Source organism: Amycolatopsis sp. NPDC041971 (genome assembly GCF_055588925.1).
Map to the genome: position 1 here is coordinate 271,277 of NZ_JBVJCE010000002.1, position 24,889 is coordinate 296,165.

A 24,889-nucleotide genomic window follows, 5' to 3' on the forward strand; every position below is an offset into this window, starting at 1 on the left:
GGGGTTTCCCACGGGCCCACCCCCCCCCCCACCCCCCCACCTACGGAGGTGGGGGACTCCCCCTTTCTTTTGCTGCGCCGAGGGGGGGGGCCCCCCCCCCCGCGAAAGCGTCAGCCCGTAGGCGTCTGGTAGACCTTCGTCAGCTTCGAGGCGGAACCCCGGTCCAGCAGCCAGAGCGTGCGACGGCTGCCGCGGGCTCCCGCCACCGGGATCTGGACCTCGTCCGCACCGGCCAGCGCCTGGGCGACGGCGTCCGCCTTGGCGTCGCCGCCGGTGACCAGCCAGATGTCCCGCGCGCGACGGATCGCGGGCAGGGTCAGCGAGATCCGGGTCGGCGGCGGCTTCGGGCAGTCCCGCACCGCGACGACCGAGCGTTCCTTCTCGTACACCGCTGGGCTCTCGGGGAAGATCGAGGCGGTGTGCCCCTCGCCACCGAGGCCCAGCAGCATGATGTCGAACGCCGCGTCGTTGGCCGCCAGCACCTCGGCATAGGCCGCGGCCGCCGCGTCGACGTCGTCGCCGAACTCGCCGTCCGAGGGCGCCATGGCGTGCACCCGCTTCGGGTCGAGAGGGACGTGGTCGAGCAGCGCCTCGCGGGCCTGCTTCTCGTTGCGGTCGTCCGAGTCCGCCGGCACGAAACGTTCGTCGCCCCAGTAGAGGTCCAGACGCGACCAGTCGATGGCGTCACGGGCACTGGAGTCGCGCAGTTCCCGCAGGATCGCGATCCCGGTACCGCCGCCGGTGAGCACCACCGAAGCGGAGCCCTTGGCGGCCTGAACGTCGACGATCCGGGTGACCAGCCTGGCCGCCGCGGCGGCGGCCAGGAGGTCCGGGTTCTCGTAGACGACGACCTCGGTCTTGCTCATGAGGCGCTCTTCGCGGTCGTGGGCTTGGCGTCCGTGGCAGGGGCGGCTTTCTTCACCGGAGCCGCCTTTTTCGCCGGAACCGCCTTGACCGCCGTGCCCGACGAAATCTTGCCGAGCCCGTGGAGCGAAGCCTCGTAGACCTCGTCCGGGTCGAGCCGCCGCAGCTCCTCGATCAGGCAGTCCTTGTTGTTCCGCCGCTGCAGGGCGATGCGGCGCGTCGGCTGGCCCGGCTGGGTCAGCATGCCGACCCGTCCGTCCGGCCGGCGCAGTTCCACCGGGCCGGACCGCCGGTCCAGCGTCACCGAGATGATGCCCGCGGCACCGCTGCTCTTGACCCGCTTCACCGGCACCTTGAGGTACTCGGCCAGCCAGCCGGCGAGCAGCTCGGTCGAGGGCGAGTCGGCCTCACCGGTCACGGTCGCGCCGGTGACCTTCTCATGCGGCGGAAGGTCCAAAGCGGACACCAGCTGCGCGCGCCAGCTGGTCAGCCGGGTCCACGCCAGGTCGGTGTCGCCCTCCACATAGGACTTCGCCCGGGTGGTGAGTGCCCTTATGGGCGCCTTTTCCGCCGCCGAGTCGGTGATCCGGCGTTGCGCCAGCTCGCCGAGCGGGTCCTTGGCCGGGGCCTTCGGACCGGTGCCCGGCCACCAGGTGACGATCGGCGCGTCCGGCAGCAGCAGCGGCACGACCGCGCTCTGGCCCTGCGAGGCCAGCGGACCGTAGAGCCGCAGGACGATGACCTCACTCGCGCCGGCGTCGCCGCCGACCCGGATCTGGCCGTCGATCCGCGGCGCCGCGGTCCGCGCGCCCTTGGCCACCACGATCACCCGCGAGGGGTGTTCCCGGCTGGCTTCGTTGGCGGCCTCGATCGCCTCTTCGAGCCTGTCGTCGTCGTCCGCCACGATGACCAGCGTCAACACGCGGCCGAGCGCCACCTGCCCGCCTTGTTCGCGGATCTCGACGAGTTTCTTGTTCAGCTGCGACGTCGTGGTCGACGGCAGGTCGATGATCACGGACGCCTCCAGTTCCGGCCGGTACGTTCCAGCATTTCGTCCGCGGACGGCGGCCCCCACGAACCGGGCGGGTACGCCTCGGGCGCGCCCTTCTTGGCCCAGTGGTCGAGGATCGGGTCCAGGATCTCCCAGGACAGCTCGACCTCTTCGTTCACCGGGAACAGTGACGGTTCGCCGAGCAGCACGTCCAGGATGAGCCGTTCGTAGGCCTCCGGCGACGACTCGGTGAACGCGTGCCCGTAGCCGAAGTCCATGGTGACGTCGCGGACCTCCATCGTGGTCCCCGGCACCTTCGAACCGAACCGCAGCGTGATGCCCTCGTCGGGCTGCACCCGGATCACCAGCGCGTTCTGGCCCAGTTCCTCGGTCGAGGTGGAGTCGAACGGCAGGTGCGGTGCCCGCTTGAACACCACGGCGATCTCGGTGACCCGGCGGCCCAGCCGCTTGCCGGTGCGCAGGTAGAACGGCACCCCCGCCCAGCGGCGGTTCTGCACCTCCAGCGTCACCGCGGCGTAGGTCTCGGTCGTCGAGTCCTTCGCGAAACCGCCTTCCTGCAGCAGACCCGGCACCTTCATGCCGCCCTGCCAGCCGCCCGCGTACTGTCCGCGCGCGGTGGTCTCGTCGAACGGCGCCAGCGGCTTGGTCGCCGAGAGCACCTTGACCTTTTCCGCGCGGAGAGTGCGGGGGGCGAACGAGACCGGCTCCTCCATCGCGGTCAGCGCGAGGAGCTGCAACAGGTGGTTCTGGATGACGTCGCGTGCGGCGCCGATGCCGTCGTAGTACCCCGCGCGGCCGCCGAGGCCGATGTCCTCGGCCATGGTGATCTGCACGTGGTCGACGTAATTGGCGTTCCAGATCGGCTCGAACAGCTGGTTCGCGAACCGCAGCGCCAGCAGGTTCTGCACCGTCTCCTTGCCGAGGTAGTGGTCGATGCGGAACACCGACTCCTCGGGGAAGACGTCGTTCACGATCCCGTTGAGTTCCTTGGCGCTCTTGAGATCGCGGCCGAAGGGCTTCTCGATGACGACGCGGCGCCAGGTGTCTTCGCTCGCCTCGGCGAGGCCGGAGCGGGCGAGCTGTTTGGTCACCACCGGGAACGCGCTCGGCGGGATCGACAGGTAGAACGCGGTGTTGCCCCCGGTGCCACGCTCGGCGTCGAGATCCTTGACCGTCTGCGCGAGCCTGTCGAAGGCGTCGTCGTCGTCGAAGGTGCCCTGGACGAACCGGATGCCTTCGGCGAGCCGGTTCCACACCGACTCCTTGAACGGCGTCCGCGCGTGCTCCTTGACCGAATCGTGCACGAGCTCGCCGAAGTCCTGGTGTTCCCAATCCCGGCGAGCGAAACCGACCAGCGAGAACCCGGCGGGCAGCAGCCCGCGGTGGGCGAGGTCGTAGATCGCCGGCATCAGCTTCTTGCGGGCGAGGTCACCGGTGACGCCGAAGATCACCAGGCTGGACGGCCCGGCGATCCGCGGCAGCCGCTTGTCGCGCGGGTCGCGCAGCGGGTTGTTCCAGGCACGTGTCACTCGCCGGCCTCCTGTACCGCGCGGACCAGTTCGGCCAGGCCGGCGGCCCGGTCGGTGAGGTGCAAGCGTAAGACCGGGCGGCCGTGCTCCGCGAGCACCTGGCCGTCGCCGAGTGCCTGCGCGTGCTGGAGCACTCCGAGCGTGTACGGCCGGTCCGGAACGTCGAGATCGTCTTCGACGGCGCCGGTGATCTGCAGGAAGACACCGTTCTGGTGCCCGCCCTTGTGGTACTGCCCGGTCGAGTGCAGGAACCGCGGCCCCCACCCGAAGGTGGTCTGGCGGCCGGTGCGCTTGGCGATCTCGCCGCGCAGGATCGCGGTCGACGCGTCATCGAGACGATCGAGATACGCCTGCACCGCGATGTAGCCGTTTTCCGGGGCGGAATCGAAGAAAGCCCGCAGGATGTCCGCGAGCTTTCCGTCGGTGGCCACCCCATCCGAGCCGAACACCTGGACCGCGCCGTCCACAGTGGACGGCTTCTCGCCGCCCTTGAGCGCGTCCGGGTTGTCCAGAAGGGAACGCGCGGCCTTTTTCGCGGCCTCGACGTCGGGCTGGTCGAACGGGTTGATCCCGAGCAGCCGCCCCGCGAGCGCGGTGGCGAACTCCCACAGCAGGAACTGCGCGCCGAGCGAGCCGGTCACGGAGATCTTCGCGGCGCCTTCCGCCGGTCCGACCGCCACCGGGGTGGCGTCGGCGTCGGCGTCGGCGAAGCCGGGGGAGTCCGGACCCTCGACGGCGACCGGCAGGAGACCGGTGCCCTGCTTGCCGGTGGACTCGGCGATCAGCTGCTCCGCCCAGTCGGCGAAACCCTTGATACCGGAACCCGTATCACCGATGACGACCTTCTCGGCGCCCTTTTCGTGTGCCGCGACCCACGCCGCCGCGAGTGTGACCGCGGGGTTGTCCACGGAGTCCGCGGCCAGTTCCTCGGCCACCGAAGCGGCCTGGTCGAGCAGGCGGGCGACGTCCGCGCCGGCGAGCCCGGCCGGGACGAGCCCGAACGCGGTCAGCGCCGAGTAGCGGCCGCCGACGTTCGGGTCGGCGAGGAAGACCTTGCGGTAACCCTCCTTTTCGGACAGTTCCGCGAACGGCGAGCCGGGGTCGGTGACGACCACGATCCGCCGGGCCGCGTCGATGCCCGCGTCGGCGAAGGCCTTCGCGAAGATCCGCCGGTGGCTGTCGGTCTCGACGGTGCCGCCGGACTTCGACGACACGACGATGACCGTGCGTTCCAGATCACCGGCGAGTGCGTCGGCGACCTGGCCAGGGTCGGTGGTGTCGAGGACGGTCAGCGCGCTGTGTCCGATTTTGTCTGCTTCGGTCGCTACGATGACCTCGGGGGCCAGCGACGAACCGCCCATGCCCGCGAGGACGACGCGATCGACGCCCTCCGAGCGCAGGTCGGTCCGCAGTGCCTCGATTTCGCCGATCAACGGCCGCGAGGACTTGTGCAGCGTCGTCCACGAGAGACGGATCGACGCTTCGGACTCGGCTTCGGGACCCCACAGTGTGGCGTCCTGGGACGCCAGTTTCGATGCGACCTGATCGGCGACGAGCCGCTCCGCGAACGGAGCGGCTTCGCCGGCCAGGGCGGTGTCGACGATTTCGACGCCGGTCGTTACCCCTGCCATGGTCGGTGATCAGTCCTTTGCTTTTTCGAGCTGCCCGGTGACGGTCTCGAGAAGCTCCACCCAGGACTTCTCGAACTTCTCGACGCCCTCGTTCTCGAGGGTGAGGAAGACGTCGGTGATGTCCATGCCGACAGCGCTCAGCTTGTCGAAGACGGCCTGCGCGTCGGCGCCCTTGCCGGTCACCGTGTCACCGGTGACCTCAGCGTGGTCCGCGGCCGCGTCGAGGGTCTTCTCCGGCATCGTGTTGACCGTGTCCTTGACGACGAGCTGGTCCACGTAGCGGGTGTCGGAGTACTCGGGGTCCTTCACGCCGGTGGAGGCCCAGAGCGGACGCTGCGCGTTCGCGCCCGCCTCGGCGAGCTTCTTCCAGCGGTCCGAAGCGAACAGCTCCTCGAACGCCGCGTACGCGAGCCGCGCGTTGGCGAGAGCGGCTTCACCGCGCAGCGCCTTGGCCTCGTCGGTGCCGATGGCGTCGAGGCGCTTGTCGATTTCGGTGTCCACACGGGACACGAAGAACGACGCGACCGAGTGGATGCCCTTGAGGTCGTGGCCGTTGGCCTTGGCCTGCTCGAGCCCGGCGAAGTAGGCCTCGATGACCGCCCGGTACCGCTCGACCGAGAAGATCAGCGTGACGTTGACGCTGATGCCTTCGGCCAGGGTCTTGGTGATGGCCGGGAGACCTTCCTCGGTGGCCGGGATCTTGATCAGCACGTTCGGCCGGTCCACGGCCTTCCACAGATCCTGCGCCTCGGCCGCCGTCTTGTCGGAGTCCTTGGCCAGCCGCGGGTCCACCTCGATGGACACCCGGCCGTCGACCCCGTTCGTGGCCGTGTAGACGTCGCGGAAAAGGTCCGCGGCGTTGCGCACGTCGGTGGTGGTGAGCTCGCGGATGGTGGCCTCGACGTCGGCGCCGCGGGCGGCGAGCTCGCGGGTCTGCTCGTCGTAGGCCTCGCCCTTCGACATCGCGTTGGCGAAGATCGTCGGGTTGGTGGTCACGCCCACGACGTGCTTGTCGCGGATCAGGTCGGCGAGGTTGCCGGTGTTCAGGCGCTCACGGGACAGGTCGTCGAGCCAGATCGAGACGCCTGCCTCGGACAGCTGAGCGAGCTTGTCGTTGCTCATGCTTTCCCCTTCATTTCAGTTCTTGGTGTTGGCGATCGAGCGACGGGCGGCGTCGACGACGGCTTCCGCGGTGAAACCGAACTCGCGGAACAGCGTGGCGGCGTCGGCCGAAGCACCGAAGTGCTCGATCGAAACGTTCTCCCCGGCGTCACCGGTGAAGCGGTGCCACGACTGGGCGATACCGGCTTCGACGGAGACTCGTGCCTTGACCGACGGCGGAAGGACGGAGTCCTGGTAGGACTTGTCCTGCGCGTCGAACCACTCGACACACGGCATCGAGACGACGCTCGCCGGGATGCCGTCGGCCTCGAGGGTCTTGCGGGCCTCGACGGCCAGCTGGACCTCGGAGCCGGTCGCGATCAGCACGACCTCGGGGCTGCCGTTGGACGCCTCGGCGAGGACGTAACCGCCCCGCTTGACGCCCTCGGCGCTGGTGCCCTCCAGCACCGGCACGTTCTGCCGGGTCAGCGCGAGGCCCGACGGGTGGTGGACGTCCTCCAGGACGGCCTTCCACGCGTACGCGGTCTCGTTGGCGTCCGCCGGGCGGACGACGTTGAGGCCGGGGATGGCGCGCAGGGCGGAGAGCTGCTCGATCGGCTGGTGGGTGGGGCCGTCCTCACCCAGGCCGATCGAGTCGTGCGTCCACACGTAGGTGACCGGCGCCTTCATCAGCGCGGCCAGCCGCACGGGCGGGCGCATGTAGTCGGAGAAGATCAGGAACGTCGCGCCGTAGGGACGGGTGCCGCCGTGCAGCGCGATGCCGTTGAGGATCGAGCCCATCGCGTGCTCGCGGATGCCGAAGTGCAGCGTCCGGCCGTACGGGCTGGTCTTCCACATGTCGGTGGAAGCCTTCTCCGGGCCGAACGAGTCGGCCCCCTTCATGGTGGTGTTGTTGCTCTCCGCGAGGTCCGCGGAACCGCCCCACAGCTCGGGAAGCGGCTCGGCGAGCGCGTTGAGCACCTCACCGGAGGCCTTGCGGGTCGCGATGCCCTTGGCGTCCGGCTCCCACGTCGGCAGGTTGTCCGCGAAACCCTCGGGCAGCGTGCGGGTCGACATCCGGTCCGCGATCTTCTTGCGCTCCGGGTTGGCGGTGCCCCACGCCTCGAACTTCTCCTGCCATTCGGCGCGGGCGGTCTTGCCGCGGTCGACGGCCTGGCGGGTGTGCGCGATGACCTCGTCGTCGACCTGGAAGGTCTGTTCCGGGTCGAAACCGAGGATCTCCTTCACCGCGGCGACCTCTTCGGCGCCGAGCGCGGCACCGTGGGCCTTGCCGGTGCCCATCTTCTTCGGCGCCGGGTATCCGATGACGGTCTTCAGCGCGATGAACGACGGGCGCCCGGTCTCGGCCTTCGCGGCCTTGATGGCCTCTTCGATCGCGACGACGTCCTCGCCACCCTCGACGACCTGGGTGTGCCACCCGTAGGCCTCGTAGCGCTTAACGACGTCCTCGGACAACGCGATCTTGGTGTCGTCCTCGATCGAGATCTCGTTGTCGTCCCAGAAGACGATGAGGTTGCCCAGCTCCTGACGGCCGGCGATCGAGGAGGCCTCGGCGGTGACGCCCTCTTCGATGTCACCGTCGGAAGCGATGACGTAGACGTAGTGGTCGAAGATGCTCTCGCCCTGCGGGGCGTCCGGGTCCAGCAGGCCGCGCTCGCGGCGGGCCGCCATCGCCATGCCGACCCCGTTGGCCAGACCCTGGCCCAGCGGGCCGGTGGTGGTCTCGACGCCCTTGGTGTGGCGGTACTCCGGGTGACCCGGGGTCTTCGAGTCCCACTTGCGCAACTGCTTCAGATCTTCCAGCTCCAGGCCGGACCCGGCGAGGTACAGCTGGATGTAGAGGGTGAGGCTCGAGTGACCGGCGGAGAGGATGAAGCGGTCACGCGCGGGCCACTCGGGGTCCGACGGGTCATGACGCAGCGTCCGCTGGAAAAGCGTGTACGCGAGCGGCGCCAGGCTCATCGCGGTTCCGGGGTGACCGCTGCCGCAGTTCTCGACCGCGTCCGCGGCGAGCACCCGCACGGTGTCGACGGCCCGCGTGTCGAGGTCGGTCCAGTCGGCGGGCACGTTGCGCCGGAGGAGTGGGTTCTTCTCGCTGGTAGAGGCGGTTTCGGACACTGAACTCGAACTCCCCGTCATCAGGTTGTGGCTTCTCTTCCCTCGTGGGTAACCCACGTGTACCGCTATTAATCTCAATCGATCCGGAAGGGACGATATTCCTGGTCCGGGCCGTTCGCAGGGGCACGCCGCGAGCTACCGCGGCCAGCCTAATGGTTCAGCCGGTCGAGGACCCGCGATCACCCTCTGGAAACAGCACGTCTAACATCGGGGAAGGGTTCAGAACACTCCGGATCCGGGGCCGCCACATCACCCGGAAGCCTGGTGGGCCCGCCCCGAAAACTGACGCAGGGAGTGAAATGTCGTTGGTGAACGCTGCGCACGGACGCAGTGACAGCACCAGCGCCGTACATCCGACCGGTGCGCGAGGGTCGCTTGCGGGCCCGAGCCATGGGCACGGACCGCACGGTGGCCGGCGAACAATCCGCCAGGTCGTCGGCGCGTACGCCGCCCTCGCGAAGCCCAGGGTGATCGAGCTCCTCCTGGTCACCACGATTCCCGCGATGTTCCTGGCGGGCCGGGAGATCCCGTCGCCGTGGCTGGTGCTCGCGACGCTCGTGGGCGGCACCATGGCCGCCGGCAGCGCCAACGCCTTGAACTGCGTCATCGACGCGGACATCGACAAGGTGATGAACCGCACCAAGCGCCGTCCGCTGGTGAAGGAATCGGTGCCCCGGCGCGGCGCGCTCATTTTCGGTCTCGCGCTCGGCGTCCTGTCGGCCGTCGTGCTCTATTTCACGGTGAACCTGCTTTCGGCGATCCTCGCCGTCGCGACGATCCTGTTCTACATCTTCGTCTACACGCTGGTGCTGAAGCGGCGTACGTCACAGAACGTGGTCTGGGGCGGTGCGGCGGGCTGCATGCCGGTCATCATCGGCTGGGCTGCCGTCACCGGCACCGTCGAGTGGCCCGCGTTCGTGATGTTCGGCGTCATCTTCTTCTGGACCCCGCCGCACACCTGGGCGCTGGGCATGAAGTACCGCGACGACTACGAGCGCGCCGGCGTGCCGATGCTGCCGGTGGTCGCCACCCCGCAGCACGTGGCGCGGCAGATCGTCATCTATTCGTGGGTGATGGTCACCTGGACGCTGCTGCTGGTCCCGGTGACGAGCTGGATCTACACCACGTTCGCGTTGCTCGCGGGCGGCTGGTTCCTCTTCTACGCGCACAGCCTGAACGCGGCGGTGCGGCGCGGCGAGGAGACCAAGCCGATGTCGCTGTTCCACCGGTCGAACACGTACCTGATGATCGTGTTCGTCGCGCTGGCCGTCGACTCGGCCATCGGCCTCCCGGTCATCGGCCTGCCCTTCTGACTCCTCGCGTTCAGTCCTCTGGATGCGATAGTTGTTGTACGCAACTACCGCATCCAGAGGACTAAACGCGTTCTGGGGCCGCACCGTGCGGGAATGAGATGATGGCGGGCGCCGTTGTAATCCCATCGGCCCCTGTCCCACCTCTCGAAAGCAGGCTGCTTTTGTCCGTGTCCCCGGACCGGGAACTCGACGCGCTCGAGCAGGACGTCGCGCTCGAGCAGGAGTACGTCACCACCCTTTACCGCAAGCTCGACGTCGAACGCGCCGACGCTCAGCGCAGGCTCGACCAGACCCTGCGCCAGACCGGCGGCACCCCGCAGGCACGCACCGAACGCGACGTCGCCACAACGCTGTACACCGACAGGCTGTCCCAGCTGAGCTCCGTCGAGCAGGGCCTGTGCTTCGGCCGCCTCGACTTCCTCCCCGAGCACGCGGAGGAGACCACCTACATCGGGCGGCTCGGGCTCTTCGACGAGGACGACGACTACCGCCCGCTGCTCGTCGACTGGCGCGCGCCGGTCGCGCGGCCGTTCTATCTGGCGACCGCCGCCTCACCCGAAGGTGTCCGCCGGAGGCGGCACATCCGGTCGCTGAGCCGGAAGGTCGTCGGCGTCGACGACGAAATCCTCGATCTCTCCGCCGCGGACCAGGGGCAGGACCTCGGTCTCGCGGGAGAGGCGGCGCTGCTGGCCGCGCTCGAACGCCGTCGCACCGGTGAGATGAGCGACATCGTCGCCACCATCCAGGCCGAACAGGACCGCATCATCCGCGCGACACCCAACGGCGTTCTCGTGGTCCAGGGCGGGCCGGGCACCGGCAAGACCGCGGTCGCGCTGCACCGTGCCGCGTATCTGCTCTACACCCACCGGCAGCAGCTCACCACGCGCGGCGTGCTCGTGGTCGGGCCGAACAGCACGTTCCTCCGCTACATCGGGCAGGTCCTGCCGTCGCTGGGGGAGACCGGCGTGCTGCTGGCCACGATCGGGCGGCTGTACCCGGGTCTGGACGCCACCGGGCCGGTCACGCGCGAGGCCGCCGAGGTCAAGGGCCGTGCGGTGATGGCCGACGTGCTCGCCAACGCCGTCCGCGACCGTCAGCGTGTGCCGGAACCGGTGCTGGAGATCGAGTTCGAGCGCGAGATCCTGATGCTCGACCGCAAGACCTGCACCGAGGCGCGGACGCGGGCCCGCCGCTCGCGCCGTCCGCACAACCTCGCCCGGCGGATCTTCGCCTCGGACCTCCTCGACGCGCTGACCCGCCAGGCCGCCCGCAAACTGGGGGAGGACCTGCTCGACGCGCGGGACGTCCAGGACATCCGGGCCGAGGTCGCCGCCGACAAGAACGTGGCCGCCGCGATCGACGGGCTGTGGCCGACGCTCACCCCCGAGATCGTGCTCGACGAGCTGTTCGCCGACCGCGAACGGTTGCGCAGAGCAGCCGGCAAAGCCTTGTCCGAAACCGATCGTGAGCATCTCTACAGCCCGACGGACGCGGCGTGGAGCCCGTCGGACGTGCCATTGCTCGACGAGCTCGCCGAGCTGCTCGGCGAGGATGACACCGAAGCCCGCGTCGAGCGCGCTCGCCGCGAACGGGAAGACCGCGCCTACGCGGAAGGCGTGCTCGACATCCTCGAGCAGGACGAGGAGATCGTCGACGAGGAGCTGCTGCGGGTGGGCGACGTGCTCGACGCCGAACTGTTCGCCGAACGTCAGCAGCGTCGCAGCGAGATGACCGCGGCGCAACGGGCCGCGCAGGACCGGACCTGGACCTTCGGGCACGTGATCGTCGACGAGGCGCAGGAGCTGACCGCGATGGACTGGCGGCTGCTGATGCGCCGGTCCCCGAACCGGTCGATGACGCTGGTCGGTGACGTCGCGCAGACCGGCGCTTCCGGCGGCGCGCGGTCCTGGGGCGAGGTGCTCTCGCCCTACGTCGCCGACCGCTGGCGGCTCGAAGAGCTGACGGTGAACTACCGGACCCCGGCCGAGATCATGGCCGTCGCGTCCCGGGTGCTCGCCGAAGTCAACCCGGCGCTCGAAGCGCCGGTTTCGGTGCGGGAGACGGGATTCGAGCCGTGGCTGCGTTCCGTGGAGCCGTCGGAGTTCGGCACCGAACTACCGGGGATCGTCGACGCCGAACTGTCCGCTGTGGACGGCGGGACGGTCGCCGTGCTGTGCCCCGCCGCCCGGGTCGGTCCCGTTTCCGAGGCGCTCGGTGAGGCGGGGGACCGGGTGTCGGTGATGGCGGTGGACCGGGCGAAGGGCCTCGAGTTCGACTCCGTGGTGCTGATCGCGCCGGACGAGGTCGTCGCCGATTCGCCGCGCGGGCTCAACGATCTTTATGTGGCCCTGACCAGGGCGACCCGTCGGATGGGCGTAGTGCAGACCGGTGACCTTGTTCCGGCGCTGGAGGGTCTTGGCTAAGGTCGGCCGCATGCGCACATTCGGCAAGATCGTGGTCATCGGCGCGGGCGTCCTCGCCCTGGCGGCCTGTGGCGAGAAACAGAACACCGCAGGTTCCGCCCAGCCGTCCTCCGGCGCGGCCCCCGCGTCGGCGTCGTCTTCGGCTCCGGCCGCCCCGAAGGGCAAGGAATGCACGGCGGAGGACGTCAAGACCACCGGGAAGTTCGGGGAGGCACCGACCATCACCATCCCGGACGACTGCGACCCGCCGAAGAAGCTCATCACCAAGGATCTCGAGCCCGGCACCGGTGAGGGCGCCAAGGCAGGCGCGAAACTGAAGATGAACTATTCGCTGGTCACCTGGTCCAACAAGCAGAAGCTGGACAGCTCCTTCGACCGGGGCGAGCCGTTCGACCTGACGCTCGGCGCCGGCATGGTCATCAAGGGTTGGGACCAGGGCCTGGACGGGATCAAGCAGGGCGCGCGGCGGCTGCTGATCATTCCGCCGGATCTCGGTTACGGCCAGGGTGACAACGGCATCGAGCCGAACGAGACCCTGGTGTTCGTCACCGACGCGGTGAGCGTCCCGGCCGCCAACGGTTGATGGGGACCTCGGACGGGCGGGTCCGTTCGTGGCTGGTCGATAACGGTTGGGGAGTCGTGGAGTCGGCCGACTTCGCCGATCCGATCTGGGTCCATTACTCGATGGTGACCGCGTCCGTCCCAATGAGTTCCGGCGGCTTCACGTGGGCGATGAGGTCGAGCTGACCGTCGAGCACGCGGAACAGGACGAGTTCCGGCTGCGGGGGTCTGGATGCGCTCGGTTTCGTGAGTGGTGACCCTCCCGCCCGAGTACATGAAGGCCCCCTTCCTTGCGCCTAGGTACAAGAAGGGGGCCTTCATGTACCTGGGCAAGGTGTGAAGGCCTCCTCGGCTCTGACTCAGGAGTCGGCGTACTCCCAGGTGAGCAGGGTGATCTCGACGCCCTTCTCGACCTCGACCTTGGGCGGCAGGTCGGCGGGGACGTAGCCGGCGCGGCGGGCGACGGCCTCGCTCGCCGCGTTCCGAGCGTCGATCCGCAGCCGAAGCGGGCTGAGTCCGAGCTGCAGCGCGTACGCGGTGAGCACCTGGAGAGACCGCGCCGCGAGATCGTGGCCGCGGTGGACGCGCCCGACCATGTAGCCGAGTTCGACCGGGTCCGAGGGTTCTCCCGGCAGCATCAGCACCACTTCACCGAGCGGCGCGCCACCGTCGGCCGTGATGGCGAGCCGGAGTCCCTTGCCTTCCGCGCGGCGGGCGACGCACTTCGCGTAGTGGGCCTTCGCCGCCACGTCGTCGAACGGTGAGGCCAAGGGGGTGAACCGCGCGACGGCGGGGTCGTCGAACAGACCGGGCATGAACGCGACGTCGTCTTCGGTCCACTCCCGCAGGACGAGTCCATCGCCTTCGAGCCGGACCTCCTCCGGCCAGAGCACCGTCACGGGATCAGCAGGAGCTTGCCGGTGGTGCGGCGCCCCTGGAGGTCTTCGTGTGCCTGACGGGCGTCTCCCAACGGGTAGCGGCCGCCGATCCGGATGTTCAGCGAGCCGTCCTGAACGGCGGCGAACAGTTCGTTCACCCGCCACTCCAGTTCCTCGCGGGTGAGCACGTAATGCGCGGAGGTCGGTCGGGTCAGATACACCGAGCCGCTGCGGTTGAGCAGTTGCGGGTCGATCGGCGGCACCGGGCCGCTGGCCGCGCCGTAGAGGGCGAGCAGGCCGCGGATCTTCAGGCTCGCCAGGCTGCCGTCCACAGTGGACTTCCCGACGCCGTCGTAGACCACGTCGACGCCCTTGCCGCCGGTGAGGTCGCGGGTGGCCTTCGCGAAGTCGACCCGGTCGTAGCGGATGACGTCGTCCGCGCCCGCCTGCTTGGCGAGTTCGGCCTTCTCGTCGGTGGAGACGGTGCCGATCACGCGGGCCCCGCGCGCCTTGGCCAGCTGGACGAGCAGCAGGCCCATCCCGCCCGCGGCGGCGTGGATCAGCACGTCGTCACCGGCCTTGACCTCGTAGGTCGAGGCGATCAGCGCGTGCGCCGTGATGCCCTGGAGCATCGTGGCGGCGGCGATCTCCTCGGTCACGCCGTCGGGGATCTTCACCGCGATCGTGGCGGGGAGCAGACGGCGCTGGGCGTAGCTGCCGAGCGAACCCTGCCAGGCGACCCGGTCGCCGACGGCGAAACCGGTCACGTCCGCGCCGACCGCGGCCACCGTGCCGGCACCCTCCATGCCCAGGACGAACGGCGTGTCGACCGGGTAGACGCCCTCGCGGTGATAGGTGTCGATGTAGTTGACGCCCGCCGCCGCGACGTCCACGAGCAGTTCCCCGGCTCCGGGTTCGCCGACCTCGACTTGCGCCAGCTCAAGGACTTCGGGACCGCCGGTTCGCCGGATCTGCACTGCCGTGGGCATACATCCTCCTCGTTCAAGGTCGTTCCGACCGGGACAACTATGGCCGAGGCCACGGTTATTCCGCGTCCCGGGCCTTTCGCGGTTAAGCTCTGGCCGTGGCTGAGACCGAAGAGAAGACCGAAACCGCCGCCCCCACGTCGCGCCAGGTCGCGGCCGCCCGTGACTTCGTGAAGCGGCACGGGAAGCCGTCACGCGCGGTGGTGGAGAACATCGGCCGGATCGGCGCCAGGGTCGTGCTCGTGGGCGCCGACGGCGCGCTCGGCGACGTCGTCGTCGCCTCCGTGGAGGCAGGCGAGGCGCTCGTCGAGGCCGTCGAGGACCTCGAGCCCGCCGAATGGGACAGCGAGACCGTGAAGGCCACCAAGATCGGCGCCGAGCACCGCCGCCGGATGGCGGGGAAGTGAACGGATCCGCGATCTTCGTCGCCTGTTCCGGGCTGCCGGAGGGCGACGGCGACGAGCACGCCGTTCCCGAGGCGCTGGCCGACCTCGGTTTCAAGACCCGCTGGGCCGCCTGGGACGACACGACCGTCGACTTCGGCGCGGCGGACATCGTCGTGCTGCGCGCCACCTGGGATTACGCCGAGCGCCGCGACGAGTTCCTGTCCTGGACCGAATCCGTGCCCACGCTGGCCAACTCGGCCGAAGTCGTGCGGTGGAACACCGACAAGTCCTATCTGGCCGAACTCGGCGACACCGGGGTCGCGGTCGTGCCGACGACCCTGATCGCGCCGGACGGCCAGGCCCCGCGCTGGCCCAAGGGCGAGTTCGTGCTGAAGCCCGCCGTCGGTGCCGGCTCGCGGGGAGCCGGCCGGTTCACGGCCGGTGACGCGGCCGCCGCTCATCTCGCCGGGCTGCAAGCCGACGGGAACACCGTGCTGCTCCAGCCGTATCAGTCCAGTGTGGACAGTGAGGGCGAGATCGCGCTGGTGTACTTCGGCGGCGTGTACTCGCACGCGTTCTCGAAGGCCGCGATGCTGGGCCGTGAGCTCGACGAATCCGGCCTGTACGTGACGGAGAAGCTCGCGCCCGTGCAGCCGGCCGCGGACTTCCGCGCACTGGCCGAAGACGCTCTGGACGCGACAGCGGCGCTGTTGGGCATCTTGCGCGCGGAGCTGCTCTACGCCCGCGTCGACCTCGTCGCCGGGCCGGACGGCAGGCCGTTGCTGCTGGAACTGGAGCTCGTCGAGCCTTCGCTCGGCTTCCGGCAGGCCGACCCCACCGCCGCTTGGCGTTTCGCGTCGGCTGTCCGCCAGCAACTCGCCTGACCCGCGTCTCAAGACGCTATGAACGGACCGTTCCTTGCAAAATTTGCAAGGAACGGTCCGTTCATAGCATCCGTACGCGAGGGCAGCAGTCGCCTTCAGAGGACGAAACGCGAGGGGCGTCAGGCGGGTTTGACGAGTTTGGCGGCCAAGCGCTCCGGCTTCGGCCACCGTACGTCGTGTGCCCAGCCGAACTTCTCGAACAGCCAGATCACCCGCGCCGACACGTCGACCTGCCCGCGCAGGACACCGTGCCGCGCACAGGTCGGGTCGGCGTGGTGGGAGTTGTGCCATGACTCGCCCATGGACAGGATCGCCAGCGGCCAGAAGTTCGCCGCCTTGTCGCGGCTGGCGAACGGACGCTCGCCGACCATGTGGCAGATCGAGTTCACCGACCAGGTGACGTGGTGCAGGAACGCGATCCGGACCAGCCCTGCCCAGAAGAACCCGGTCACCGCACCCCACCATGACCAGCTGATCAGCCCGCCGAGCACCGCGGGCAGCGCGAGGCTCAGCGTGATCCACAGCCAGAAGTAGCGGTTCACCACGCGAAGATCCTTGTCGGCCACCAGGTCCGGCGCGAACCGGTCGTAGTTGGTCACTTCACGGCTGAACATCCAGCCCATATGCGCGTGCCAGAAGCCGCGCAGCAGCGCGGAAGGCGACGTCCCGAACAGCCAGGGGGAGTGCGGGTCGCCTTCGCGGTCGGCGAAGGCGTGGTGGCGGCGGTGGCTGGCCACCCAGAAGATGACCGACCCCTGCACCGCGAAACTCCCGGCGATGGCGAGCGCGATCCGGAGGGGCCGTCCGGCCTTGAAGGCGCCGTGGGTGAAGTAGCGGTGGTAGCCGACGGTCACACCGAGCGTCCCGATGGTGTAGAACACGGCCGCCAGCGCGAGATCGACCCAGGTCATGCCCCAGCCCCACACGATCGGCACCGCGGCGAGCAGTGCGACGAACGGGACCAGCAGGAAGGTCTTGAGGATCAGCATCTCCCCGGAGCCTCGCCGGTGGGAGATCAGGGGTTTGGACGGACTGGCCGGTGCGTCCGGCTCGGTGCTGGCGGTCATACGACACCTCGTGCCTCGACTGGTGGTGAACCCCCGTGCGGGGCACCGAAACGCAGCGTAAGGGCAGCGTCTGGCGAGCACGCCGCCCGGGGGTTACGTCCGGTTTGCCAGGGGGTCAGTTCGAAATGGCGAGTTCCCGGTCAGCGGCGGGGGAAACCAACACCGGACCACGATCACGTGAGCCGCACCACAGGGCCGCCGTCGAAATGATCACCAGCGCGGAGCCGAGGACGTGGAACGACACCAGCGCCTCCGGCACGCCCAGGGCGTATTGCACCGAACCCAGGACACCCTGGGCGAGCGCGACCACCCACACGACGGTGTAGCGCCGCCACAGCTGCTTCGGCGTCTCGCCACGCATCAATTGGAGCCCGAAGACGGCCAGCACGATCAGGTAGACCACCAGCAGTCCGCCGTGCACCTGGGTGAGCGTCTCGATCGGGGCCTGGAGCCGGTGAGTGCCGGGGTCGCCGCCGTGCGGGCCGGCACCGGTCACGGTGGTGCCGGCCACCAGGACGGCCCACATCGACACGGCGAGCGCGATCAGCGTCTTGCGGCCCGCGTCCGGGATCAGCCAGCGGGCGGGCTCGTCACCCTCCTTGAACGCCCGCAGCAGCAGCACCGCGAGCCAGACCAGGGGAGTGGAGGCCAGGAAGTGGAGCGCGACGGTCCACCATTCGAGTTTGGCGAGCACGGTGATCCCGCCGACGACGGCCTGCAGCAGCACGCCGGCGGGCATCGTCCAGGCCAGCTTCACCAGACGACTGCGGCTCGGGTGCTCGATCCGCACGCGCCACGCGGTGATCACGCACAGCGCGGCGACGGCGATGACGACACCGGTCAGCATCCGGTTGCCGAACTCGATCCACTGGTTGAGCGCGTCGAACTCAGGATGCGGCTCGGGCACGATGCTGCCTTCGACGCACTGCGGCCAGGTCGGGCAACCGAGGCCCGAACCCGTGACCCGGACGACCGAGCCGGTGACGCCGATTCCGGCCTGGGCGATCACCGCCGCCATCGCGACCGCTCGCTGGACCGCGGACGAGGGATACGGCAGACGCGCTACAAGGCTCTGGAACGGCACCGTCCGATGCTAGAACGCCGTTCCTGAGAGCGTTCCACCGGCCGGACTCGCTGTGTCAGGCGCCTCAGGTGAGCTTCGTGGTCTTGCTCGCCAGCGCACCCGCGACGACGCCCCAGCCGAGGAGGATCGCGAACGGGCCCCAGTCGAACGAACCGTCCACCAGCACCGACCGCAGGCCTTCGGCGAGCGCGCCCGAGGGCAGCAGTTCGACGATCCACGCGACCCCGGACGGCATCGTCGAAGGCGCCAGCAGGATGCCGCCCGCGAGCAGCAGCACGAACCAGACGATGTTCGCCAGCGCCAGCACGGCCTCCGCGCGCAGTGCCCCGCCGAGCAACAGGCCCAGCGCGCCGAACGCGAGGGTGCCGACAAGCAGGAACGGGATCGCGCCGAGGAGTCCGCCCGGCGACGGCGACCAGCCCAGCAGCGCGGCCACGACGCCGAGGATCACCGCCTGGAGCGCGACCACGACCAGCGCGGCGGCCACCCGGCCCGCCACGAGCAGCCAGCGGGGCAGCGCGGTGGCGGAAAGCCGTTTGAGGACGCCGTAGCGGCGGTCGAAGCCGAGTGCGATGGCCTGTCCGGTGAACGCGGACGACATCACCGCGAGCGCCAGGATCCTCGGCGTGATCCAGTCCACTTTGGACGAATCGCCGAGTTGAGCCGCCGGCAGGATGTCCAGCAGCGACAGGCCGATCAGCAACGCGAGCGGGATGAGCAGGGTCAGCAGGATCTGCTCGCCGTGACGCAGGGTCAGGCTCGCCTCGACCTTCGCGTGCGTGCGCAGCATCTTGCCGAGCGAACCGCGACCGGGGGCCGGGGTGAACGTGCCCGCGGCGAACCGCGGCGTGGGCGTGGTGGTCATGCGCGCAGTTCCCGTCCGGTCAGCTCCAGGAAGACCTCTTCCAGCGTGCGCCTGCCGACCTGCAGTTCCTCCGGCATGACACCCTGCTGGGCGCACCACGCCGTCACCGTCGACACCACCTGCGGGTCGATCGCGCCCTCGACGAGGTAGGTCCCCGGCGCGGACTCGTGGACGAGGTGCCCCTCGGGCAGCGCCGCGGTCAGCAGCGCGGTGTCGAGCCGCGTGCGGGCCTTGAAGCGCAGCTGCGCCGTCTCGCCGGTCTCGACGGTCAGCGACTGCGGGGAGCCTTCGACGACGACCTTGCCGTGATCCACGATCACCACGGTGTCGGCCAGCGTTTCGGCCTCTTCCATCAGATGCGTGGTGAGCAGCACGCTGACGCCGTCGGCGCGCAATGCTCCGAGCAGGTCCCAGACCAGGCGGCGGGCCTGCGGGTCCATCCCCGCCGTCGGCTCGTCGAGGAAGAGCAGTTCCGGGCGGCCGACGAGGGCGCAGGCGAGCGAGAGCCGTTGCTGCTGCCCGCCGGAGAGCCGTTTGAACGGCGTCTTCCTTGCTCCCGAAAGACCGAGGACATCCAGCAGCCAGGCGGGTTCGAGCGGGTTGGCCGCACACGCGGCGACCAGTCCGAGCATCTCGTCGGCGCGGACGCCTGGATACGCGCCGCCGCCCTGGGGCATCACGCCGATCCGCGGCCGCAGCGCCGAGCCCTCTCGTGCCGGGCTCATCCCCAGCACGCGGACTTCGCCTTCGTCAGGCCGCAGGAAGCCTTCGCAGATCTCGACGGTGGTGGTCTTGCCGGCCCCGTTCGGGCCGAGCAGCGCGAGCAGCGTGCCACGTTCCATCCGCAGGTCGAGTCCATCGACGGCGGTGGTGGATCCGTAGCGTTTCACCAGCCCGGTGATCTCGACGGCGGGGGTGTTCACGACAGGTCACGATACGGCCTCACGCCGGGACCGGATGCTCCGGGGACGGTCTGGACAGCAGCAGTGGGGAGAGGCGGTGGACGATGAACAGCCCCAGTAGCGTGACGACCCCGGCGGCGGCCCACGCGAACGGCAGGACGAAGCCGCGGCCCTCGAAGGTGCTTCCCGTCGTCGGCAGCAAGAACGGCAGGACGGCGGTGACGATCGTCGCCGCGATGCGGAACCGTGAGGTCCCGGCCGCCGCGGCGAGCGGGATGATCGCCCACAACAGGTACCAGGGCTGGAGCGCGACGTGCAGCACCATCACCGCGCCCAGCGAGACACCGAGACCGATGATCGGCCGGTAGCGCCATTTGAAGCTGTCCCAAAGGAATTTGAGCGTCACCGCACCCGCGACGACATAGCCGAGCGTGCCGAGGATCGGCACCATCGCGTTGGTGTGGTTGCCGAGGCCGAGGGCGATGCCGAGGACGCCGCCGAGCGCGGCGAGTTCCGACGTCGGGGAGATCCACGAGCGGACCAGTCCCGGCGTCCCGAGCGCGCCGACCCAGCCGAAACCGAGGCCGGTGCCGTAGCAGACCGCCACCAGCACCACCCCGAACAGCAGCGCCATGGGTACCGCGGCGGTGACCAGGTCCTTGATCCGGCCGTGCCGGCGTCTGGCCACCATCACGGTGAAGAACGGCAGCGCCAGGATCGCGTTGATCTTCACCGCGACGCCGAGGGTGATGAGCGCCACCCCGAGCCCGATGTAGAGCAGCTCACCCTTGGCCAGCGGGGGAGGCGCGTCGTGCTTGAACCGCACCGGCATCCGCTGGAGACCGACCTCCAGCCCGGCCACCATGAGCCCGATCGCCAGCGCGTCGTTGTGGGCGCCCGCGACGAAGTGGAAGATCAACAGCGGGTTCGCCGCGCCGAGCCACAGCGCGGTGGCGGGCTGCACGCCGAACCGCCGGGCCAGCCGGGGCAGCGCCCAGATGATCAGGACGACGCCGATCAGCGCGAGCCCGCGCTGCAACAGCACCCCGGTGACGATGTTGCCGCTGCTCAGCGGGGCGAGCCAGCCGCCGAGCCGCAGCAACAGCGGGCCGTAGGGCGCCGGGGTCTCCCGCCACATGTTGGAGACGCCCGAGGTCAGCGGGTCGGAGACGCCGAGCGCTTCGGCCGGGCCGAGGGAGTACGGGTCCATCCCGCGGGCGACGATCTCGCTCTGCGCGAGATAGCTGTAGACGTCGCGGGAGAACAGCGGCGGGATGACCAGCAGCGGCGCGCACCAGAGCGCGATGGTGCGGGCGAGCTGGCCCTGAGTGGCGAGGCGGCGGCGCGCGGGCTGGGCGAACCGGCCGAGCAGCAGCCAGCTCAGCACGATGATCGCCATCCCAGCCAGGCCCATCGCGAGCGAGACCATCGGGATGCGGGTGAACAGCCGCAGGACCGGGATCTCCTGCACCGGGTTGATCACCGGCGCGGCGCCCGCGCCGAGCGAGCCGAGAGCGAGGAAGAGGGAACCGACCGCGCCGAACCGGCGGACCACGTTCAGGCCGCGCAGTTCCTTGTCGTCCAGCGGCTCCGGTTCGCGCGGGTGCCCGGGGGTGAGCGTCGCCACCGAACCCGCCGCCGGGTCTTCCGGCTCTGCCCCGTCCTTGTCCCGCCGCGCCGGGTGATCGCCCACTGCCACGGAGGAAGGGTAGCGACCGGCGGGAACAGACCGAGCGGGTACGTGGTTCCCCCAGGAAGATCACCGGCTGAAGTGACCCACGCCACTCCGTGAGGCACCCCTCTTTGCCGTCTCTCCGGAAATACGTCACACTTGTGTTGTGAAAAAGACGGGGACGCGGGACGAGGCCGGTGGCGACATGCCCCGCGCCGAGGTCCAGCCTGTCCCCGTACAGGTCGGCCCCGAGGGGCGGACCAGGCACGAAGTGGCCCGTTTGCTGCTGGAACAGGGTCCGATGACCGCCGTCGTGGTGGCCGAGCAGCTGGGGATCAGCGCCGCCGCCGTCCGCCGTCATCTCGACGCGCTGCTCGCCGACGGCGAGGCCGAAACCCGGGACGCGCCCCGCCGCGGCCCCCGCGGACGAGGCCGTCCCGCCAAGAACTTCCTGCTCACCGAAGCCGGCCGGGCCCGGTTCGGGCACGCCTACGACGACCTGGCGTCCTCGGCCATTCGCTTCCTCGCCGACCACGCCGGGGAAAACGCCGTGAAGGCCTTCGCGGAGGCTCGGGTCGCCTCGCTGGTCGGCCCGCATCAGGACGCGATCACCCAGCACGCGGACCCCGCCGCTCGCGCCGAGGCTCTCGCTGCGGCGTTGACCAGGGAGGGTTACGCTGCGTCGACCCGTCAGGTCGGTGTCGGTGAACAGCTCTGCCAGCACCATTGCCCCGTCGCCCACGTCGCCGCTGAGTTCCCCCAGTTGTGCGAAGCCGAGACAGAGGCTTTCGCGGAACTTCTGGGTACCCACGTCCAGCGGCTGGCGACCATCGCACGCGGTGACAACGTGTGCACCACCCACGTACCCGTCGTTTCGGCGGGTCACCCGGCCACACCTGGGCCGGGAAGTACGGCGCCCTCCCCTGGGCGCACAGCACGGATCCCGAATGGAGGGAAACCCGCATGACTGCCGCTGCCGAGCAGCGCACTCCCACCACCGCGCCCATGAGCCAAGAAGAGACCATCGAGTCCCTTGGCAAGTACGCGTTCGGCTGGGCGGACTCCGACGAGGCGGGCTCAACGGCCCGTCGAGGACTGAACGAGGATGTCGTCATCGACATCTCCTCGAAGAAGTCCGAGCCGGAGTGGATGCGCGAAGCGCGACTGAAGGCGCTCAAGCTCTTCGACTTGAAGCCGATGCCCAACTGGGGTGCGGACCTCTCCGGGATCGACTTCGACAACATCAAGTACTTCGTGCGGTCCAGTGAGAAGCAGGCGACTTCCTGGGAAGACCTGCCCGAGGACATCAAGAACACGTACGACCGGCTGGGCATCCCCGAGGCGGAGAAGCAGCGCCTCGTCGCCGGTGTCGCCGCGCAGTACGAGTCCGAGGTCGTCTACCACTCGATCCGCGAGGATCTGGAAGCGCAAGGTGTCCTGTTCCTGGACACCGACACCGCGCTCAAGGAGCATCCGGAGCTCTTCAAGGAGTACTTCGGCTCCGTGATCCCGGCCGGGGACAACAAGTTCTCCGCGCTGAACACCTCGGTATGGTCGGGCGGTTCGTTCATCTACGTGCCCAAGGGCGTCAAGGTGGACATCCCGCTGCAGGCCTACTTCCGGATCAACACCGAGAACATGGGTCAGTTCGAGCGGACCCTGATCATCGTCGACGAAGACGCCTACGTGCACTACGTCGAGGGTTGCACCGCGCCGATCTACCAGTCGGACTCGCTGCACTCGGCGGTCGTGGAGATCATCGTGAAGAAGGGCGCCCGCTGCCGGTACACGACCATCCAGAACTGGTCGAACAACGTCTACAACCTGGTCACCAAGCGCGCCAAGTGCGAAGAGGGCGCGACCATGGAGTGGATCGACGGCAACATCGGTTCCAAGGTCACGATGAAGTACCCGTCCGTGTTCCTCATGGGCGAGCACGCCAAGGGTGAGGTCCTCTCGGTCGCGTTCGCGGGCGAGGGCCAGCACCAGGACGCCGGCGCGAAGATGGAGCACCTGGCGCCGCACACCTCCTCGACCATCGTGTCGAAGTCGGTGGCGCGCGGCGGTGGCCGCACCTCCTACCGCGGCCTGGTCAAGGTCGCCAAGCGGGCGCACCACTCGCGGTCCAGCGTGGTCTGTGACGCGCTGCTGGTCGACACGATCTCGCGGTCGGACACGTACCCGTACGTCGACATCCGCAACGACGAGGTCTCCATGGGCCACGAGGCGACCGTCTCGAAGGTCAGCGAAGAGCAGATGTTCTACCTCATGTCGCGCGGTCTCGACGAGGCCGAGGCCATGGCGATGATCGTGCGCGGGTTCGTCGAGCCCATCGCGCGTGAGCTGCCGATGGAGTACGCGCTCGAGCTGAACCGCCTGATCGAGCTTCAGATGGAAGGGTCCGTCGGCTAGTCATGTCGGTTACCGAGAACAATGTTTCCGAAGCTTTGCGCGAGGGCGTGGTCATTCCGGCCACGTCCCGCGCGGAGCGGTTCACCTCCTACGAGGTCGAGGCCTTCGAGGCCCCCGGTGGTCGTGAGGAGAACTGGCGTTTCACTCCGATGAAGCGGCTGCGCGGCCTGCACGACGGGTCCGCCGCCGCTTCGGGTTCGGCCACTGTGGACGCCGACGCCGCGCCCGAACTGAAGATCGAGCAGGTCGGCCGGGACGACGAGCGCCTCGGCGCCGCGGGCGTCCCGAGCGACCGGATCGCCGCGCAGGCGTACTCCTCGTTCACCGAGGCCACCGTCATCACGGTGCCCAAGGAGACGAAGACGTCGAAGCCGTCGACGGTGAAGATCACCGGCCCCGGCGAGGGCAAGGTCGCCTACGGGCACATGCAGGTGCGCGCCGAACAGTTCTCCGAGGCCGTCATCGTCCTCGACCACGTCGGCTCCGGCACCTATGCCGACAACGTCGAGTTCGTCATCGGCGATTCGGCGAACGTGACCGTGGTCAGCGTCCAGGACTGGGCCGACGACGCGGTGCACGTTTCCGAGCAGCACCTCAAGCTCGGCCGCGACGCCACGCTCAAGCACATCGTCATCACCCTGGGCGGTGACCTCGTCCGCGTCTCGCCGACGGCGACTTTCGCCGACAAGGGCGGCGATGTCGAGATGCTCGGCCTGTACTTCGCGGACGAAGGACAGCACCAGGAGCACCGTCTCTTCGTCGACCACGCGGTGCCGAACTGCAAGTCGCGGGTGATGTACAAGGGCGCGCTGCAGGGCGACGGCGCACACACCGTGTGGGTCGGCGACGTGCTGATCCGGGCGGCCGCCGAGGCCACCGACACCTACGAGCTCAACCGCAACCTGGTGCTGACGCCGGGCGCGCGGGCGGACTCGATCCCGAACCTGGAGATCGAGACCGGCGAGATCGAAGGCGCCGGCCACGCGAGCGCCACGGGAAGGTTCGACGACGAGCAGTTGTTCTACCTTCAGTCGCGCGGAATCGGCGAAGACGCCGCGCGCCGCCTGGTCGTACGCGGGTTCTTCCACGAGATCCTGGTGAAGATCGGCGTTCCCGAGGTGCGCGAGCGTCTCGAGGCCGCGATCGAAGCCGAGCTCGAAGCCGTGGGCGTCTAAGCCCT

The 24,889-nt window shown here is 69.2% G+C and carries 21 protein-coding genes; 8 read left to right on the forward strand and 13 right to left on the reverse strand.

Translation table 11 applies throughout. The features are described from left to right. Positions 1-110: 110 nt before the first annotated feature. From pgl to tkt, 6 genes are read right to left on the reverse strand one after another with little or no spacing between them, the layout of a single operon-like run. Positions 111-866 (reverse strand): 6-phosphogluconolactonase, encoded by a 756-nt coding sequence (pgl, locus tag ACZ6DT_RS06405; RefSeq protein WP_465589556.1) that lies wholly within the window; start codon positions 864-866, stop codon positions 111-113. Next, on the reverse strand, positions 863-1,879 hold the full coding sequence (opcA, locus tag ACZ6DT_RS06410) for a glucose-6-phosphate dehydrogenase assembly protein OpcA (RefSeq protein ID WP_465589558.1): 1,017 nt from the start codon (positions 1,877-1,879) through the stop codon (positions 863-865). The genes pgl and opcA overlap by 4 nt, the downstream gene beginning before the upstream one ends. Then, positions 1,876-3,405, reverse strand: a complete 1,530-nt coding sequence (zwf, locus tag ACZ6DT_RS06415; RefSeq protein ID WP_465589561.1) for a glucose-6-phosphate dehydrogenase — start codon at positions 3,403-3,405, stop codon at positions 1,876-1,878. Before zwf ends, opcA begins: the two co-directional genes overlap by 4 nt. After that, on the reverse strand, positions 3,402-5,036 hold the full coding sequence (locus tag ACZ6DT_RS06420) for a glucose-6-phosphate isomerase (RefSeq protein WP_465589564.1): 1,635 nt from the start codon (positions 5,034-5,036) through the stop codon (positions 3,402-3,404). Before ACZ6DT_RS06420 ends, zwf begins: the two co-directional genes overlap by 4 nt. Before the next feature lie 9 nt (positions 5,037-5,045). Then, positions 5,046-6,158, reverse strand: a complete 1,113-nt coding sequence (gene tal, locus ACZ6DT_RS06425) for a transaldolase (RefSeq protein WP_465589567.1) — start codon at positions 6,156-6,158, stop codon at positions 5,046-5,048. 15 nt (positions 6,159-6,173) lie between these two features. Continuing rightward, complete coding sequence (gene tkt, locus ACZ6DT_RS06430) at positions 6,174-8,276, reverse strand: transketolase (protein WP_465589570.1); 2,103 nt, start codon at positions 8,274-8,276, stop codon at positions 6,174-6,176. Positions 8,277-8,575: 299 nt separating this feature from the next. On the opposite strand from tkt, the gene ACZ6DT_RS06435 reads away from it, so the two are divergent. The 3 genes from ACZ6DT_RS06435 to ACZ6DT_RS06445 all read left to right on the forward strand — a co-directional run bounded on the left by ACZ6DT_RS06435 (position 8,576) and on the right by ACZ6DT_RS06445 (position 12,595). Next, complete coding sequence (locus ACZ6DT_RS06435) at positions 8,576-9,589, forward strand: heme o synthase (RefSeq protein ID WP_465589573.1); 1,014 nt, start codon at positions 8,576-8,578, stop codon at positions 9,587-9,589. Between the two features lie 167 nt (positions 9,590-9,756). Continuing rightward, positions 9,757-12,012: a HelD family protein gene (locus tag ACZ6DT_RS06440; RefSeq protein ID WP_465589576.1), complete on the forward strand. Its 2,256-nt coding sequence runs from the start codon at positions 9,757-9,759 to the stop codon at positions 12,010-12,012. 10 nt (positions 12,013-12,022) lie between these two features. Then, complete coding sequence (locus ACZ6DT_RS06445) at positions 12,023-12,595, forward strand: FKBP-type peptidyl-prolyl cis-trans isomerase (protein ID WP_465589579.1); 573 nt, start codon at positions 12,023-12,025, stop codon at positions 12,593-12,595. Between the two features lie 337 nt (positions 12,596-12,932). On the opposite strand, the gene ACZ6DT_RS06450 is transcribed toward ACZ6DT_RS06445, so the two are convergent. Together ACZ6DT_RS06450 and ACZ6DT_RS06455 are read right to left on the reverse strand one after the other, a co-directional pair. After that, positions 12,933-13,472 (reverse strand): GNAT family N-acetyltransferase, encoded by a 540-nt coding sequence (locus ACZ6DT_RS06450; protein ID WP_465589582.1) that lies wholly within the window; start codon positions 13,470-13,472, stop codon positions 12,933-12,935. Further along, positions 13,469-14,440, reverse strand: coding sequence for a quinone oxidoreductase family protein (locus ACZ6DT_RS06455; RefSeq protein WP_465589585.1), 972 nt, complete (start codon positions 14,438-14,440; stop codon positions 13,469-13,471). The genes ACZ6DT_RS06450 and ACZ6DT_RS06455 overlap by 4 nt, the downstream gene beginning before the upstream one ends. Positions 14,441-14,535: 95 nt before the next feature. Between ACZ6DT_RS06455 and ACZ6DT_RS06460 the strand changes: the two genes are divergently transcribed. Beyond that, complete coding sequence (locus ACZ6DT_RS06460; RefSeq protein WP_037344035.1) at positions 14,536-14,844, forward strand: hypothetical protein; 309 nt, start codon at positions 14,536-14,538, stop codon at positions 14,842-14,844. Then, positions 14,841-15,707, forward strand: coding sequence for an ATP-grasp domain-containing protein (locus tag ACZ6DT_RS06465; RefSeq protein ID WP_465589588.1), 867 nt, complete (start codon positions 14,841-14,843; stop codon positions 15,705-15,707). The genes ACZ6DT_RS06460 and ACZ6DT_RS06465 overlap by 4 nt, the downstream gene beginning before the upstream one ends. A 119-nt stretch (positions 15,708-15,826) precedes the next feature. Here ACZ6DT_RS06465 and ACZ6DT_RS06470 read toward each other — a convergent pair whose 3' ends face one another. The 5 genes from ACZ6DT_RS06470 to mptB all read right to left on the reverse strand — a co-directional run bounded on the left by ACZ6DT_RS06470 (position 15,827) and on the right by mptB (position 21,252). After that, positions 15,827-16,774 carry an acyl-CoA desaturase gene (locus ACZ6DT_RS06470; protein WP_465589591.1) on the reverse strand — a complete coding sequence of 316 codons (948 nt, stop codon included), beginning with the start codon at positions 16,772-16,774 and terminating at the stop codon, positions 15,827-15,829. 115 nt (positions 16,775-16,889) lie between these two features. Further along, entirely contained in the window at positions 16,890-17,858 is a 969-nt protein-coding gene (locus tag ACZ6DT_RS06475) for a COX15/CtaA family protein (RefSeq protein WP_465589594.1), read from the reverse strand. 64 nt (positions 17,859-17,922) lie between these two features. After that, the gene (locus ACZ6DT_RS06480; RefSeq protein ID WP_465589596.1) at positions 17,923-18,723 is read right to left on the reverse strand and encodes an ABC transporter permease; all 801 of its coding nucleotides are present in this window, start codon (positions 18,721-18,723) and stop codon (positions 17,923-17,925) included. Continuing rightward, on the reverse strand, positions 18,720-19,646 hold the full coding sequence (locus tag ACZ6DT_RS06485) for an ABC transporter ATP-binding protein (protein ID WP_465589599.1): 927 nt from the start codon (positions 19,644-19,646) through the stop codon (positions 18,720-18,722). The genes ACZ6DT_RS06480 and ACZ6DT_RS06485 overlap by 4 nt, the downstream gene beginning before the upstream one ends. A 19-nt stretch (positions 19,647-19,665) precedes the next feature. Next, entirely contained in the window at positions 19,666-21,252 is a 1,587-nt protein-coding gene (gene mptB / locus ACZ6DT_RS06490) for a polyprenol phosphomannose-dependent alpha 1,6 mannosyltransferase MptB (RefSeq protein ID WP_465590543.1), read from the reverse strand. 211 nt (positions 21,253-21,463) lie between these two features. Between mptB and ACZ6DT_RS06495 the strand changes: the two genes are divergently transcribed. Genes ACZ6DT_RS06495 through sufD form a run of 3 tightly spaced genes read left to right on the forward strand, consistent with a single transcriptional unit; the run spans position 21,464 to position 24,884 of the window. Next, positions 21,464-22,264, forward strand: a complete 801-nt coding sequence (locus tag ACZ6DT_RS06495) for a helix-turn-helix transcriptional regulator (protein ID WP_465589602.1) — start codon at positions 21,464-21,466, stop codon at positions 22,262-22,264. Between the two features lie 38 nt (positions 22,265-22,302). Next, positions 22,303-23,709 carry a Fe-S cluster assembly protein SufB gene (gene sufB, locus ACZ6DT_RS06500; RefSeq protein WP_465590546.1) on the forward strand — a complete coding sequence of 469 codons (1,407 nt, stop codon included), beginning with the start codon at positions 22,303-22,305 and terminating at the stop codon, positions 23,707-23,709. Between the two features lie 2 nt (positions 23,710-23,711). Beyond that, on the forward strand, positions 23,712-24,884 hold the full coding sequence (gene sufD, locus ACZ6DT_RS06505; protein ID WP_465589604.1) for a Fe-S cluster assembly protein SufD: 1,173 nt from the start codon (positions 23,712-23,714) through the stop codon (positions 24,882-24,884). Positions 24,885-24,889: the final 5 nt, after the last annotated feature.

Excerpts from the sequence above, each read along its gene's own strand:
- pgl (WP_465589556.1), bottom strand. The coding sequence starts at position 866 with ATGAGCAAGACCGAGGTCGTCGTCTACGAGAACCCGGACCTCCTGGCC.
- ACZ6DT_RS06420 (WP_465589564.1), bottom strand. The coding sequence starts at position 5,036 with ATGGCAGGGGTAACGACCGGCGTCGAAATCGTCGACACCGCCCTGGCC.
- tal (WP_465589567.1), bottom strand. The coding sequence starts at position 6,158 with ATGAGCAACGACAAGCTCGCTCAGCTGTCCGAGGCAGGCGTCTCGATC.
- ACZ6DT_RS06435 (WP_465589573.1), top strand. The coding sequence starts at position 8,576 with ATGTCGTTGGTGAACGCTGCGCACGGACGCAGTGACAGCACCAGCGCC.
- ACZ6DT_RS06445 (WP_465589579.1), top strand. The coding sequence starts at position 12,023 with ATGCGCACATTCGGCAAGATCGTGGTCATCGGCGCGGGCGTCCTCGCC.
- ACZ6DT_RS06455 (WP_465589585.1), bottom strand. The coding sequence starts at position 14,440 with ATGCCCACGGCAGTGCAGATCCGGCGAACCGGCGGTCCCGAAGTCCTT.
- ACZ6DT_RS06470 (WP_465589591.1), bottom strand. The coding sequence starts at position 16,774 with ATGACCGCCAGCACCGAGCCGGACGCACCGGCCAGTCCGTCCAAACCC.
- ACZ6DT_RS06480 (WP_465589596.1), bottom strand. The coding sequence starts at position 18,723 with ATGACCACCACGCCCACGCCGCGGTTCGCCGCGGGCACGTTCACCCCG.
- sufB (WP_465590546.1), top strand. The coding sequence starts at position 22,303 with ATGAGCCAAGAAGAGACCATCGAGTCCCTTGGCAAGTACGCGTTCGGC.
- sufD (WP_465589604.1), top strand. The coding sequence starts at position 23,712 with ATGTCGGTTACCGAGAACAATGTTTCCGAAGCTTTGCGCGAGGGCGTG.